We start from the raw sequence: 13,102 nt of genomic DNA on the forward strand, positions 1-13,102 counted from the left end.
GCGAGACTGCCGCCCTAGGAACGACCAACCGGGGATACCCCATTTGTGGGGTATCCCCGGTCGGGATCGCTCAGGTCATCGAGACGCCTGTGGTGTTCAGACGAGCTCGGTGACAGAACCGCCGGCGGCGGTGATCTTCTCCTTGGCGGAGCCGGAGACGGCGTCGACCGTCACCTGCAGCGCCACGGAGATCTCGCCCTGGCCGAGGACCTTGACGAGGCTGTTCTTGCGAACGGCCCCCTTGGCCACCAGACCCTCGACGGTGACCTCGCCACCCTCGGGGTAGAGCGCGGCCAGCTTGTCGAGGTTCACGACCTGGAACTCGGTCTTGAACGGGTTCTTGAAGCCCTTCAGCTTCGGGAGACGCATGTGGAGGGGCATCTGGCCACCCTCGAAGCGCTCCGGAACCTGGTAACGGGCCTTCGTGCCCTTGGTACCACGACCGGCCGTCTTACCCTTCGACGCCTCACCACGACCCACACGGGTCTTGGCGGTCTTGGCGCCCGGGGCGGGACGGAGGTTGTGGATCTTGAGCGGGTTCTGCTCCGCCATGATCAGTCGACCTCCTCGACCGTCACGAGGTGGCGGACGGTGTGCACCATGCCGCGGAACTCGGGACGATCCTCCTTGACGACCTGCGTGTTGATGCCCTTGAGACCAAGGGAGCGCAGGGTGTCACGGTGGTTCTGCTTGCTGCCGATGTACGACTTCGTCTGCGTGATCTTGAGCTGAGCCATTACGCAGCACCAGCCCCGGCACGCGCACGCAGCAGAGCCGCGGGAGCGACGTCCTCGAGCGGCAGACCACGGCGGGCCGCGATCTCCTCGGGACGCTGCAGGCCCTTCAGGGCCTCCACGGTCGCGTGCACGATGTTGATCGCGTTCGACGAACCGAGCGACTTCGACAGCACGTCGTGGATACCGGCGCACTCGAGCACGGCACGCACCGGGCCACCGGCGATAACACCGGTACCGGGGGACGCGGGCTTGAGCAGCACGACGCCGGCAGCCTTCTCACCCGTGATCGGGTGCGGGATGGTGCCCTGGATGCGGGGGACCTTGAAGAAGTGCTTCTTGGCCTCCTCAACGCCCTTGGCGATGGCGGCCGGCACCTCCTTGGCCTTGCCGTATCCGACACCCACGGTGCCGTCACCGTCGCCCACCACGACCAGCGCGGTGAAGCTGAAGCGACGACCACCCTTCACAACCTTGGCGACGCGGTTGATCGCGACGACGCGCTCAACGTACGCGGTCTTCTCGGCGGCAGCAGCGCCGCCGTCACGGCCCTTCCGGTCCCGCCGCTCGCCGCCACCGGCACCGCCACCGCGGCGCTGGGGTCCAGCCATTGGAATTACCTCTCTCTGTTTCCGCTAGCTACGGAACCGACTCAGAACTTGAGTCCGGCCTCGCGGGCGGCGTCCGCCAGGGCGGCGATGCGCCCCGCGTACTGGTTACCACCACGGTCGAACACGACGGCCTCGACACCGGCGGCCTTGGCGCGCTCGGCGACCAGGGCGCCGACCTGCTTGGCCTGCGCGGACTTGTCGCCCTCGCCACCGCGGATCGACGTGTCCAGGGTGGACGCCGACGCCAGGGTGTGACCCTTGATGTCGTCGATCACCTGGGCCACGATGTGGCGGTTCGAGCGGGTAACGACCAGACGCGGACGCTCCGCCGTACCGTTGATGTGCTTACGGATCCGGATGTGGCGGCGCTTGATCGCGGCGCGCTTGTAGGCGTCGCCCTTAAGGATCTTCTGTCCGTATGCCATGGCTTACTTACCCGCCTTTCCGACCTTGCGGCGGATGACTTCGCCCTCGTACTTGACGCCCTTGGCCTTGTACGGGTCGGGCTTGCGCAGCTTGCGGATGTTGGCCGCAACCTCGCCGACCTTCTGCTTGTCGATGCCCTCGACCGAGAAACGGGTCGGGGACTCCACCTTGAAGGTGATGCCCTCAGGGGCCTCGACCAGGATCGGGTGGCTGTAGCCCAGGGAGAACTCCAGGTTGGAGCCCTTGGCCACGACACGGTAACCGACACCGCTGATTTCGAGCTTCTTGACGTATCCCGTGGTCACACCGGTGATCATGTTCGCCACCAGCGTGCGGGACAGGCCGTGCAGGGCCTTGCTCTGCCGCTCGTCGTTGGGCCGCAGCACCTGAAGGGTGCCGTCCTCGGCCTTGGCGATGTCGATCGGCGCGATGACGGTGTGGGTCAGTTCGCCCTTGGGGCCCTTGACCGCGACCGTACGGCCGTCGATGGTGACGTCCACGCCGGCGGGAACCGGGATGGGGAGCTTGCCGATACGCGACATTGCTGTCTCTCCTCCGTTCCCGAGTTACCAGACGTAGGCGAGGACTTCCCCACCCACGCCCTTCTTCTGCGCCTGCTTGTCGGTCAGGAGCCCGTGCGACGTGGAGATGATGGCCACGCCCAGGCCGCCCAGAACCTTCGGCAGGTTGGTGGACTTCGCGTACACCCGGAGACCGGGCTTGGAGATCCGCTTGATGCCCGCGATGGAGCGCTCACGGTTGGGGCCGAACTTCAGCTCCAGGACGAGGTTCTTGCCGACCTCGGCGTCCTCGACCTTCCAGCCCGTGATGAAGCCCTCCTGCTGGAGGATCTCCGCGATGTGCGACTTGATCTTGGACGCCGGCATCGTCACGGAGTCGTGGTACGCCGAGTTCGCGTTCCGCAGACGCGTCAGCATGTCTGCGATCGGATCAGTCATGGTCATGAATTGGCCTGTGGCCTCTCTCGCCGGGGTTTCCTGGTGCGCCATCCCTCTCCCCGATCCGAGACGGGACGGGTGCGGCGCGGTGGACCTACGGCGTAGTAAGTCGTAAGGGCGGCGGCAGACGCCCAACCCCACAAGCCTAAGGCATGTGGGCTGGGCGTCCTGCCGCCCCAGATGCTTACCGAGAGCCCTGCAAATCCCCTATTTGGGGGATTACCAGGAGCTCTTGGTCACGCCCGGCAGCTCGCCACGGTGAGCCATCTCACGAAGGCACACGCGGCACAGGCCGAACTTGCGGTACACGGAGTGCGGGCGGCCGCAGCGCTGGCAGCGGGTGTAGCCACGCACACCGAACTTGGGCTTGCGAGCAGCCTTAGCGATCAGAGCCTTCTTCGCCATCTCGCTCACGCCTCCTTGAAGGGGAAGCCGAGGTGACGAAGGAGCGCACGGCCCTCAGCGTCGTTGGTCGCCGTGGTCACCACGGTGATGTCCATACCCCGGGTGCGGTCGATCTTGTCCTGGTCGATCTCGTGGAACATGACCTGCTCCGTGAGACCGAAGGTGTAGTTGCCACGGCCGTCGAACTGCTTGGGGGACAGGCCGCGGAAGTCGCGGATGCGCGGCAGCGCGAGCGACAGGGTGCGGTCCAGGAACTCCCACATGCGGTCGCCACGAAGCGTGACGTGGGCACCGATCGGCTGGCCCTCACGCAGCTTGAACTGCGCGATGGACTTGCGGGCCTTGGTGACGGCCGGCTTCTGACCGGTGATCGTGGTGAGGTCGCGGATGGCGCCCTCGATCAGCTTGGAGTCGCGGGCGGCGTCGCCCACACCCATGTTGACCACGATCTTGACGAGACCGGGGATCTGCATGACGTTCTCGTACTTGAACTCGTCACGCAGCTTGCCCGTGATCTCCTCACGGTACTTCTGCTTCAGACGCGGGCTGGTGGTGGTCGTCATCAGATGTCCTCACCCGTCCGCTTGGCAACGCGGATCTTGTTGCCTTCGTCGTCGAAGCGGTAACCGACGCGGGTCACGACCTTGTTGCCGTCCTTCTCCACGACCAGCTGGACGTTGGAGACGTGGATCGGCGCCTCGGTGGTGACGATGCCGCCGGCCTGCGAACCGCGAGCCGTCGGACCGGCCTTGGTGTGCTTCTTGACCCGGTTGACACCCTCGACCAGGACGCGGTCCTCGCGGGGGAAGGCCGCGATGACCTTGCCCTGCTTGCCCTTGTCCTTACCGGTGATGACCTGAACCAGGTCGCCCTTCTTGATCTTCATGCTCACAGCACCTCCGGCGCGAGGGAGATGATCTTCATGAACTTCTTCTCGCGCAGCTCCCGGCCGACCGGGCCGAAGATACGGGTGCCACGAGGGTCGCCGTCGTTCTTGAGAATGACGGCGGCGTTCTCGTCGAAGCGGATGTACGAGCCGTCCGGACGGCGGCGCTCCTTGACGGTGCGAACGATGACCGCCTTGATGACGTCACCCTTCTTCACGTTGCCGCCGGGGATCGCGTCCTTGACGGTGGCGACGATGACGTCACCGATACCCGCGTAGCGGCGACCGGAGCCGCCGAGCACACGGATGCAAAGGATCTCCTTCGCACCAGTGTTGTCGGCGACACGCAGTCGCGACTCCTGCTGGATCACGTCTATCTCCTGATTGTCTGCCGGTTCCCGGGGCGGGCTGCGAAACTCGCACACCCGCCCCGAGCCTGGCGGAACGATGCCTAGGGGGTCCCCCTAGGAGGGATTACTTGGCCTTCTCGAGGATCTCGACGACGCGCCAGCGCTTGGTCGCGGACAGCGGCCGGGTCTCCATGAGGAGGACACGGTCGCCGACACCCGCGGCGTTCTGCTCGTCGTGGGCCTTGAGCTTGCTCGTACGGCGGATGACCTTGCCGTACAGCGCGTGCTTCACGCGGTCCTCGACGGCGACGACGACGGTCTTGTCCATCTTGTCGCTGACGACCAGGCCTTCGCGGGTCTTGCGGAAACCGCGGTCCGTCTTGGTCTCTTCAGTCACGTTGCTCTCGCTCATCAGGCGCTCTCCACCGTCTCGATGCCCAGCTCGCGCTCACGCATCAGGGTGTAGATCCGCGCGATGTCCTTGCGGACGGCCTTGAGCCGCCCGTGGTTCTCGAGCTGACCCGTCGCCGCCTGGAAGCGGAGGTTGAACAGCTCTTCCTTGGCCTCGCGGAGCTTCGCGAGAAGCTCCTCGTTGCCCAGTTCGCGCAGCTCAGACGCCTTGGTACCGGCCGACATCACGCTTCACCTGCCTCGCGCTTGACGATCTTGCACTTCATCGGCAGCTTGTGAGCCGCACGGGTCAGGGCCTCGCGCGCGATCTTCTCGTTGGGGTACGACAGCTCGAACATCACACGTCCGGGCTTGACGTTGGCGATCCACCACTCAGGAGAACCCTTACCGGAACCCATGCGGGTCTCGGCGGGCTTCTTGGTGAGGGGGCGGTCCGGGTAGATGTTGATCCAGACCTTGCCGCCACGCTTGATGTGGCGGGTCATCGCGATACGAGCCGCCTCGATCTGGCGGTTCGTCACGTAGGCCGGGGTCAGCGCCTGGATGCCGTACTCGCCGAACGCAACCTGCGTGCCACCCTTGGACATGCCGTTGCGCTTGGGGTGGTGCTGCTTGCGGTGCTTGACCCTACGGGGGATCAGCATGACGGTCAGGCCTCCGTTCCGGTGCTCTCAGCCGGAGCGGCGGCGGGAGCCTCGGCCTTGGGGGCCTCGGCACCGGCAGCCTGCTGCGGCTTACGACCGCGCCCGCCACGCTCGCCACCGCGGCCACCACGGGCCGGGCGGTCGGCGCCACCACGGGCCGGGCGGTTACCCGCACGGGCCGCGGCGTTCTCGGCGCGGACCTCGGCGATGTTCTTGACGTCGCCCTTGTAGATCCAGACCTTCACGCCGATGCGGCCGAAGGTCGTCTTGGCCTCGAAGAAGCCGTAGTCCACGTTCGCGCGGAGCGTGTGCAGGGGCACACGGCCCTCGCGGTAGAACTCCGAGCGGGACATCTCGGCGCCACCGAGGCGGCCACCGCACTGGATCTTGATGCCCTTGGCGCCGGCCTTCATCGCCGACTGCATGCTCTTACGCATGGCGCGACGGAAGGAGACGCGGGAGGAGAGCTGCTCGGCGACGGCCTGGGCAACCAGCTGAGCGTCGGTCTCGGGGTTCTTGACCTCGAGGATGTTCAGCTGGACCTGCTTGCCGGTGAGCTTCTCGAGGTCACCGCGGATGCGGTCGGCCTCGGCGCCGCGGCGGCCGATGACGATGCCCGGACGAGCGGTGTGGATGTCCACACGCACGCGGTCACGGGTGCGCTCGATCTCGACCTTGGAGATGCCGGCGCGCTCCATGCCGGACGTCATCATCCGACGGATGGCGACGTCTTCCTTGACGTAGTCCTTGTACAGCTTGTCGGCGTACCAACGCGACTTGAAGTCGGTCGTGACACCGAGCCGGAACCCGTGCGGGTTTACCTTCTGGCCCATTACCGGGTTCCTTCCTTGCTGCTGACGACCACGGTGATGTGGCTGGTCCGCTTGCGGATCCGGTAGGCACGGCCCTGGGCACGCGGACGGAACCGCTTCAGGGTCGGGCCCTCATCGACGTAGGCCTCGGAGACGAAGAGGCTGTCGACATCGGTGTGGTCGTAGTTGTGCGCGGCGTTGGCGATGGCGCTGTCGAGCACCTTGCCGACCGGCTGGCTCGCGGCCTGCGGGGCGAAACGCAGGACCGCCTGAGCCTCCGTGGCGTTGAGGCCACGGATGAGGTCCACCACGCGGCGGGCCTTCATGGGCGTGACGCGGATGTACCGCGCCTGGGCCCTGGCTTCCATGGTTGTCCTTCCAGTGTCTGTCATGGTCATTCCACCCCGCGCTTAGCGGCGCTTCGACTTCCGGTCGTCCTTGACGTGACCCCGGAAGGTGCGCGTCGGCGAGAACTCGCCGAGCTTGTGGCCGACCATCGACTCGGTGACGAACACCGGAATGTGGGTCTTGCCGTTGTGCACCGCGAGCGTGTGGCCGAGCATGGCCGGCACGATCATGGAGCGACGGGACCAGGTCTTGATGACGTTCTTGGTGCCGGCTTCGTTCTGGGCGTCCACCTTCTTGATCAGGTGGTCGTCGACGAAGGGCCCCTTCTTCAAGCTACGAGGCATCTCAACCCGTCCTTAGCGCTTCTTGTTCGTCTTGCGGCGGCGGACGATGTACTTGTTCGACGCCTTCTTGGGCGAACGAGTACGGCCTTCCTTCTTGCCCCAAGGGGACACCGGGTGACGACCACCCGAGGTACGGCCTTCGCCACCACCGTGCGGGTGGTCCACCGGGTTCATGACCACACCACGCACGGTCGGGCGAACGCCCAGCCAGCGCTTACGGCCCGCCTTACCCCAGTTGATGTTGCTCTGCTCGGCGTTGCCCACCTCGCCGACCGTGGCGCGGCAGCGCTGGTCGACCAGGCGGATCTCACCGGACGGCATGCGGAGGTGGGCCATCGAGCCCTCCTTCGCGAGCAGCTGCACCGAGGCGCCGGCGGAGCGGGCGAACTTCGCACCGCCGCCCGGACGCAGCTCGATGGCGTGCAGCGTGGTACCGACCGGGATGTTACGCAGGGCAAGGTTGTTGCCCGGCTTGATGTCGGCCCCGGGACCGTTCTCGACGCGGTCACCCTGCTGCAGGTTGCGCGGGGCGAGGATGTAGCGCTTCTCGCCGTCGGCGTAGTGCAGCAGCGCGATGCGCGCGGTGCGGTTGGGGTCGTACTCGATGTGCGCGACCTTCGCCGGCACGCCGTCCTTGTCGTGACGACGGAAGTCGATCACGCGGTAGGCGCGCTTGTGGCCACCACCCTGGTGGCGGACGGTCACACGACCGGAGTTGTTACGGCCACCCTTGCTGTGCAGGGGGCGGACCAACGACTTCTCCGGCGTGGACCGCGTGACCTCGACGAAGTCGGCGACGCTGGAGCCACGACGGCCCGGCGTAGTCGGCTTGTACTTGCGGATTCCCATTTCTCAGTCCTCGTCCGATATCGGACGATCCGACCCGCTTACGCGGTCGGACCGCCGAAGATGTCGATACGGTCGCCCTCAGCGAGGGTCACGATCGCGCGCTTGGTGGACGCGCGCTGGCCGAAGCCGGTGCGGGTCCGCTTGCGCTTGCCCTGGCGGTTGATCGTGTTGACCCCGGTGACCTTGACCGAGAAGACCGCCTGGACGGCCTGCTTGATCTGGGTCTTGTTGGCGCTCGGGTCCACGACGAACGTGTACTTGCCCTCGTCGAGGAGCGCGTAGCTCTTCTCGGAGACGACCGGCTTGAGCAGCACGTCACGGGGGTCCGTGAAGGACTTGCTCAGCGGGGTCTCGACGGTGTTCTTGCCCTCGGCGGCGTGGCGGCGCGCCTTGGCGACGCGCGCGGCCTTGGCCTTCTTCGCCGCCTTGGAGGCGATAGCGGGGTGACGGATAGCCATCAGACCTCGCTCCCTTCGGTGTCATTGGCCTTCGGGCCGGACACGAAGGACTCGAAGGCGGCCTTGGTGAAGACCACGTCGTCCGAGACGAGAACGTCGTACGTGTTCAGCTGGCCCGGCTCCAGGATGTGGATCTGGGGCAGGTTGCGGGCGGACAGCCACGCGGCCTCGTCGGCGCGGTCGATGACCAGGAGCAGGTTCTTGCGCTCCGAGATCTTGCCGAACAGCGTCTTGGCGGCCTTCGTGGAGGGGGTCTCGCCCTCGACCACGCCGGAGACGACGTGGATGCGGTTGTGGCGGGCCCGGTCGGTGAGGGCGTGGCGCAGGGCCGCGGCCTTCATCTTCTTCGGGGTCCGCTGCGAGTAGTCACGCGGCTGCGGGCCGTGGACGACGCCACCGCCGGCGAACTGCGGCGCACGGGTCGAACCCTGGCGGGCGCGGCCGGTGCCCTTCTGGCGGTACGGCTTCTTGCCGCCACCGCGGACTTCACCGCGACGCTTGGTCTTGTGCGTGCCCTGGCGGGCAGCGGCGTTCTGCGCGACGACGACCTGGTGGATCAGCGGGATGCTGATCTTCTCCACGCCGAAGATCTCCGCGGGGAGCTCGACGCTTCCGGTCTTCTCGCCTGCAGGCGAAAGGATGTCAACAGTGCTCATCGGTACCTCAGGCCCCCTTGGCCGCGGTGCGGACCAGGACGAGGCCGCCGTTCGGACCGGGAACCGCGCCCTTGATGAGCAGCAGACCCTTCTCCGCGTCAACGGCGTGGACGGTCAGGTTCTGGGTGGTGACTCGCTCGTTGCCCATGCGACCCGCCATGCGGAGGCCCTTGAACACGCGGCCCGGGGTGGCGCAGCCACCGATGGAACCGGGCGAGCGGTGCTTGCGCTGGGTGCCGTGTCCGGCGCCGAGGCCCTTGAAGTTGTGACGCTTCATGACACCGGCGAAGCCCTTGCCCTTGCTCTTGCCGGTCACGTCGACCTTGAGGCCGGCCTCGAACACCTCGGCGGTGATCTCCTGGCCGAGGGTGTACTCGCTGGCGTCAGCGGTACGGATCTCGACGAGGTGGCGGCGGGGAGTGACGTCGGCCTTGGCGAAGTGGCCCTTGAGGGGCTTGTTCACCTTGCGCGGGTCGATCTCGCCGAACGCGATCTGGACGGACTCGTAGCCGTCGACGTCGTTCGTGCGGACCTGGGTGACGACGTTGGGGCCGGCCTTGACGACGGTGACCGGAACAACACGGTTGTTCGCGTCCCACACCTGCGTCATGCCGAGCTTCTCGCCCAGGATGCCCTTGATCTGCTTAGCCATTCTCAGATCACCGGCCTTCAGAGCTTGATCTCGATGTCGACACCGGCCGGGAGGTCGAGTCGCATCAGAGAGTCAACGGTCTTGGGGGTCGGGTCGAGGATGTCGATCAGGCGCTTGTGCGTGCGCATCTCGAAGTGCTCGCGCGAGTCCTTGTACTTGTGCGGCGACTTGATGACGCAGTACACGTTCTTCTCAGTGGGCAGCGGCACCGGGCCCGCGACCGACGCACCAGTCCGAGTCACCGTCTCGACGATCTTCTTCGCCGAAGAGTCGATGACCTCGTGGTCGTAGGCCTTGAGCCGGATGCGGATCTTCTGTCCCGCCATGGCTACTCAGTAGTCCTGTCTCTCTAACGCTCTGGAACCCGGTGGATTCCTTCTGCTGCCTTCGTTCCTCCGACCCACGCGGTCGGGCGTGTCGCACTGCCGCTGACACAGATGTCCCTTGTTCGAACATCCCTGCTGGGAATGCACACGGCCCTTCCGGAACCGCAGGTCGGGGGCGAAGGCCCACCGGGTGCCTGGTCGGTGCCGCGCTGACACTTCCCGGAAGATTCCCGTACGTCCGCCCCAGCGCTGCCGTGTGGCAGTTAGGGCGACGAGTACTGTGGGACTCGCTTCCGGTCCCCCCGGCGGGAGGCGCGCAGCATCAACACTCGACCGAGCAACTCGGACAGTCTGCCATATGGGGCAGGGCCGACGCCAATCGAGCCGAGGAGAATACCCCGGGGGTGACGCAGGTCAAACACAAGCCCGGACGGCCCCGGGCCCCTCCCCTCGCAGGAGCCGCTCCAGCTCTGCGTCGCAGACCCGACAGCCGGCCTTCCCCCACTCGGGTGCGTCGGACGCCGGGTGCAGGGTGCAGGTCGAGTTCATCGCGCGCCGCGTCTGAAGTCGTGCGCCAGTGTCACGGCCCGGCAGGGGCGAACCTGCCGGGGGCTGTCCCCACCTCCGCCCTCCGGCCCACCGGATGGCTCGCCCCCGCTCCCCCAGGCACCGTAAGGGCACCGACCACACAGCAGGGGGACCCACCGTTGCGCACCGCCACCGCCACCGCCCTCACCCTGGCCCTCGCCGCAGCCGCCACGGCGCCCGCCACGGCCGCCTCCACCCCCGGCAAGCCGGGCACCGACGGCCTCTGGCGCATGGACGGCTACGGCACCGTCCTCTCGCTCGACGGCGACACCCTCCAGGAGTTCCAGACGACATCCGTCGGCTGCCTCAAGGGTGACAGTGCCCGGCGGACCGGCCCCGGCACGTACGCGACCTCCGACGGCACCACACTGACCGTCCGGCCCGGCCCCGGCGCCAACCGCGCCACCCTGGGCTACGACACCTCGGTCGGCCACCGCTCGCTGCGGCGGATCCAGAAACTGCCGGCCGACTGCACCCGCCCCACCCCCAAGGACGCCCGCGCCGCCTTCGACGTCTTCTGGCACTCCTTCGCCGAGAACTACCCCTTCTTCGCCGCGAAGGGCGTCGACTGGCAGGCCATGAGGGACCGCCACCGGCCGAAGGTGCACCAGGACACCACCCGCAAGGAGCTCTTCGGCATCTTCAGCGACATGGTGCGGCCTCTCTACGACGCCCATGTCGCCGTCCTGGACGAGGACCAGGTCTTCGCCCAAGTGCGGCCCGGGACCGAGCCGCCCTCCCCCGAACTCGACGCCAGAGTCAAGAAGTTCATCACCGAACGCGACCTCGGGAACGCCCCGTACCGCCAGGACTTCGCCAACGGCCGCATCACCTACGCCGACCTCCCCGGCCGTGCGGCTCAGGGCTACCTCCGCATATCCGGCTTCGCCGGCTACACCGCCGAGGACGCCCCCTACCCCGCCCATCTCGCCGAGTTGGACAAGGCCCTCGACGCCATCCTCACCACCGAGCGCACCCAGCGGCTCAAGGGCCTGATCATCGACCTGCGCATCAACGGCGGCGGCTCCGACGCCCTCGGCATCCACATCGCCGAGCGGCTCACGGACACGCCCTACGTCGCCTACGCCAAGCGCGCCCGGAACCACCCGACCGACCCCGACCGGCACACCCGCCCCGAGCCCATCCTGGTCGTACCGGCGTCCGGGCCCCGATACACCGGCCCCATCGCCGTACTGACCTCGGGCACGACCGTCAGCGCCGGTGAGACCTTCACGCAGGCCCTGATCGACCGTCCGGGCGGCACGGTTCGTATTGGGCAGCCGACCCAGGGGGTCTTCTCCGACGTCATGCAACGCAGCCTTCCCAACGGCATGACGGCGATCCTCCCGAACGAGGAGTTCTTGAACCGGTCGGGCCGGACCTACGACGGCACGGGCATCCCGCCCCACCTGACCGAACCGGTCTTCACGAAGGAGGAGTTCGCCGAGAAGCGCGACTCGGCGTTCGACCGCGCGGTGCGCGTCCTTCGGAACGACGGCTAGACAGAGGCCAGGAACTCCGACCAAGCCTCCGGCGTGAGCGCGAGCCGGGGGCCTTCGGTGTGCTTGGAATCTCGGACATGGACGGTGTGGGGGGCTATGGCGATCTCGACGCAGGAGTCTCCGTCGGGGCCACTGCTGTAGCTGCTCTTGAACCACGCCGGTTCAGCGTTGCGGATCATGTCTCTCCCAGCAGTTGCTCGATGAAGGCCAGCGACTCCCGCGGGGGAAGGGCCTGAGCTCGGATGGTGCCGTAGCGCAGTTCGAGGATCCGGATGTGCTTCGGATCAGTGGTCGGCCGGCCGGTGAAAGCGCCGTCGGACCGGCCCACCGCGGTGCCGTCACCGAATTTCAGCACCTCGATCCTCCCGTTCAGACCGGGGTGCGCCTCGCTGCTCGTCGGCATGAGCTGAAGCCTGACGTTACGCAACCGCCCCACCTCCAGCAGACGCTCAAGCTGCTGACGCCACACCATTGTGCCTCCGACCGGACGGAGCAGCGTCGCCTCCTCCTGGACGAAGCTCAGCGAAGGTGCCGGCGACCGCTCGAACACCGACTGCCGAGCCATGCGTGCAGCCACCAGACGTTCCACTTCGTCCGGCGAGTACGCGGGTTGCCACGACTCGAACAGCGCCCGCGCGTGCTCGGGGGTCTGCAACAGCCCATGAACGCTGTTGCACTCATACACCCCGATCTCCACCGCCTGCCCCTCCAACTTGGCAAGCTCGCGCACCTTCTTGGGGTACCGAACCCTCTTCACGTCCTCCCAAGCCGCCGCGATCAGCCCACCCGCCCCCAGCACCTCATCCGCCCTGACCAGATAGTCCTGCCGAGGAATCCGCTTCCCGCCCTCGATCTTGTAGACCATGTCCTCGCCGTAGCCCACGGCCGTCCCGAACTCGGCGGCCCGCATCCCCACCGCCTCACGCCGCAGCTTCAGCTGCCGTCCCACCGTGGTGATGACCGCGACACCCCACTCATCGTCGGGATCGACCTCCCAACCCGGCTCGTCCGCCTCGCTCTTGAGCCGCCCCGAGTCCGCCTCGACCGTCGTCATCCCGCACCCTTCCGCCGTCGCACGACCGTGCCCGGCGCCCTACCCGCACGCCCGGCCCCGACAGCCCGGACAACGCCGGACAAGCTC

At 67.1% G+C, this 13,102-nt stretch carries 24 protein-coding genes; 1 reads left to right on the forward strand and 23 read right to left on the reverse strand.

What is annotated here, in order from left to right; genetic code table 11:
- Positions 1-96: 96 nt before the first annotated feature.
- The 21 genes from rplO to rpsJ form a co-directional block, all read right to left on the reverse strand.
- Positions 97-552: a 50S ribosomal protein L15 gene (rplO, locus tag BJ965_RS15315; protein ID WP_030839644.1), complete on the reverse strand. Its 456-nt coding sequence runs from the start codon at positions 550-552 to the stop codon at positions 97-99.
- A gap of 2 nt (positions 553-554) precedes the next feature.
- Positions 555-737 carry a 50S ribosomal protein L30 gene (gene rpmD / locus BJ965_RS15320; RefSeq protein WP_005481207.1) on the reverse strand — a complete coding sequence of 61 codons (183 nt, stop codon included), beginning with the start codon at positions 735-737 and terminating at the stop codon, positions 555-557.
- On the reverse strand, positions 737-1,345 hold the full coding sequence (gene rpsE, locus BJ965_RS15325) for a 30S ribosomal protein S5 (protein WP_030671799.1): 609 nt from the start codon (positions 1,343-1,345) through the stop codon (positions 737-739). The genes rpmD and rpsE overlap by 1 nt, the downstream gene beginning before the upstream one ends.
- Before the next feature lie 41 nt (positions 1,346-1,386).
- Positions 1,387-1,770 (reverse strand): 50S ribosomal protein L18, encoded by a 384-nt coding sequence (gene rplR / locus BJ965_RS15330; RefSeq protein WP_007494754.1) that lies wholly within the window; start codon positions 1,768-1,770, stop codon positions 1,387-1,389.
- Between the two features lie 3 nt (positions 1,771-1,773).
- Positions 1,774-2,313 carry a 50S ribosomal protein L6 gene (gene rplF / locus BJ965_RS15335; RefSeq protein ID WP_030839651.1) on the reverse strand — a complete coding sequence of 180 codons (540 nt, stop codon included), beginning with the start codon at positions 2,311-2,313 and terminating at the stop codon, positions 1,774-1,776.
- A gap of 24 nt (positions 2,314-2,337) precedes the next feature.
- Complete coding sequence (rpsH, locus tag BJ965_RS15340; RefSeq protein WP_030839654.1) at positions 2,338-2,736, reverse strand: 30S ribosomal protein S8; 399 nt, start codon at positions 2,734-2,736, stop codon at positions 2,338-2,340.
- A 213-nt stretch (positions 2,737-2,949) separates the two neighbouring features.
- Complete coding sequence (locus BJ965_RS15345; RefSeq protein WP_003948630.1) at positions 2,950-3,135, reverse strand: type Z 30S ribosomal protein S14; 186 nt, start codon at positions 3,133-3,135, stop codon at positions 2,950-2,952.
- A gap of 5 nt (positions 3,136-3,140) precedes the next feature.
- On the reverse strand, positions 3,141-3,698 hold the full coding sequence (rplE, locus tag BJ965_RS15350) for a 50S ribosomal protein L5 (protein ID WP_030839657.1): 558 nt from the start codon (positions 3,696-3,698) through the stop codon (positions 3,141-3,143).
- Positions 3,698-4,021, reverse strand: coding sequence for a 50S ribosomal protein L24 (rplX, locus tag BJ965_RS15355; RefSeq protein WP_003992365.1), 324 nt, complete (start codon positions 4,019-4,021; stop codon positions 3,698-3,700). Before rplX ends, rplE begins: the two co-directional genes overlap by 1 nt.
- A gap of 2 nt (positions 4,022-4,023) precedes the next feature.
- Entirely contained in the window at positions 4,024-4,392 is a 369-nt protein-coding gene (gene rplN, locus BJ965_RS15360; protein WP_003992364.1) for a 50S ribosomal protein L14, read from the reverse strand.
- A gap of 103 nt (positions 4,393-4,495) precedes the next feature.
- Positions 4,496-4,783 (reverse strand): 30S ribosomal protein S17, encoded by a 288-nt coding sequence (gene rpsQ, locus BJ965_RS15365; RefSeq protein ID WP_030839660.1) that lies wholly within the window; start codon positions 4,781-4,783, stop codon positions 4,496-4,498.
- The gene (rpmC, locus tag BJ965_RS15370; RefSeq protein ID WP_003974259.1) at positions 4,783-5,007 is read right to left on the reverse strand and encodes a 50S ribosomal protein L29; all 225 of its coding nucleotides are present in this window, start codon (positions 5,005-5,007) and stop codon (positions 4,783-4,785) included. Before rpmC ends, rpsQ begins: the two co-directional genes overlap by 1 nt.
- On the reverse strand, positions 5,007-5,426 hold the full coding sequence (gene rplP / locus BJ965_RS15375) for a 50S ribosomal protein L16 (RefSeq protein ID WP_003992362.1): 420 nt from the start codon (positions 5,424-5,426) through the stop codon (positions 5,007-5,009). Before rplP ends, rpmC begins: the two co-directional genes overlap by 1 nt.
- Positions 5,427-5,431: 5 nt before the next feature.
- A complete protein-coding gene (gene rpsC / locus BJ965_RS15380; protein WP_030839666.1) occupies positions 5,432-6,259 on the reverse strand; it encodes a 30S ribosomal protein S3 in 828 nt (275 codons plus the stop codon).
- Entirely contained in the window at positions 6,259-6,606 is a 348-nt protein-coding gene (gene rplV / locus BJ965_RS15385; RefSeq protein WP_030839668.1) for a 50S ribosomal protein L22, read from the reverse strand. Before rplV ends, rpsC begins: the two co-directional genes overlap by 1 nt.
- A 42-nt stretch (positions 6,607-6,648) precedes the next feature.
- Entirely contained in the window at positions 6,649-6,930 is a 282-nt protein-coding gene (rpsS, locus tag BJ965_RS15390) for a 30S ribosomal protein S19 (RefSeq protein WP_003992359.1), read from the reverse strand.
- A gap of 12 nt (positions 6,931-6,942) precedes the next feature.
- On the reverse strand, positions 6,943-7,779 hold the full coding sequence (gene rplB / locus BJ965_RS15395; protein WP_030839671.1) for a 50S ribosomal protein L2: 837 nt from the start codon (positions 7,777-7,779) through the stop codon (positions 6,943-6,945).
- 38 nt (positions 7,780-7,817) lie between these two features.
- Positions 7,818-8,237: a 50S ribosomal protein L23 gene (rplW, locus tag BJ965_RS15400; RefSeq protein ID WP_031105224.1), complete on the reverse strand. Its 420-nt coding sequence runs from the start codon at positions 8,235-8,237 to the stop codon at positions 7,818-7,820.
- Complete coding sequence (gene rplD, locus BJ965_RS15405; protein WP_097219261.1) at positions 8,237-8,893, reverse strand: 50S ribosomal protein L4; 657 nt, start codon at positions 8,891-8,893, stop codon at positions 8,237-8,239. Before rplD ends, rplW begins: the two co-directional genes overlap by 1 nt.
- Positions 8,894-8,900: 7 nt before the next feature.
- Positions 8,901-9,545: a 50S ribosomal protein L3 gene (gene rplC / locus BJ965_RS15410; RefSeq protein WP_030839681.1), complete on the reverse strand. Its 645-nt coding sequence runs from the start codon at positions 9,543-9,545 to the stop codon at positions 8,901-8,903.
- A gap of 17 nt (positions 9,546-9,562) precedes the next feature.
- Positions 9,563-9,871, reverse strand: coding sequence for a 30S ribosomal protein S10 (gene rpsJ, locus BJ965_RS15415; protein WP_003948644.1), 309 nt, complete (start codon positions 9,869-9,871; stop codon positions 9,563-9,565).
- Positions 9,872-10,578: 707 nt separating this feature from the next.
- On the opposite strand from rpsJ, the gene BJ965_RS15420 reads away from it, so the two are divergent.
- A complete protein-coding gene (locus tag BJ965_RS15420; protein WP_184909146.1) occupies positions 10,579-11,961 on the forward strand; it encodes a S41 family peptidase in 1,383 nt (460 codons plus the stop codon).
- On the opposite strand, the gene BJ965_RS15425 is transcribed toward BJ965_RS15420, so the two are convergent.
- Both BJ965_RS15425 and BJ965_RS15430 read right to left on the reverse strand, forming a co-directional pair.
- Complete coding sequence (locus BJ965_RS15425) at positions 11,958-12,140, reverse strand: DUF397 domain-containing protein (protein WP_184909147.1); 183 nt, start codon at positions 12,138-12,140, stop codon at positions 11,958-11,960. The genes BJ965_RS15420 and BJ965_RS15425 overlap by 4 nt on opposite strands.
- The gene (locus BJ965_RS15430; protein WP_184909148.1) at positions 12,137-13,015 is read right to left on the reverse strand and encodes a helix-turn-helix domain-containing protein; all 879 of its coding nucleotides are present in this window, start codon (positions 13,013-13,015) and stop codon (positions 12,137-12,139) included. The genes BJ965_RS15425 and BJ965_RS15430 overlap by 4 nt, the downstream gene beginning before the upstream one ends.
- Between the last annotated feature and the right edge of the window lie 87 nt (positions 13,016-13,102).

The organism is Streptomyces luteogriseus (assembly GCF_014205055.1).
In the GTDB taxonomy this organism is placed as follows: Bacteria; Actinomycetota; Actinomycetes; order Streptomycetales; family Streptomycetaceae; genus Streptomyces; species Streptomyces luteogriseus.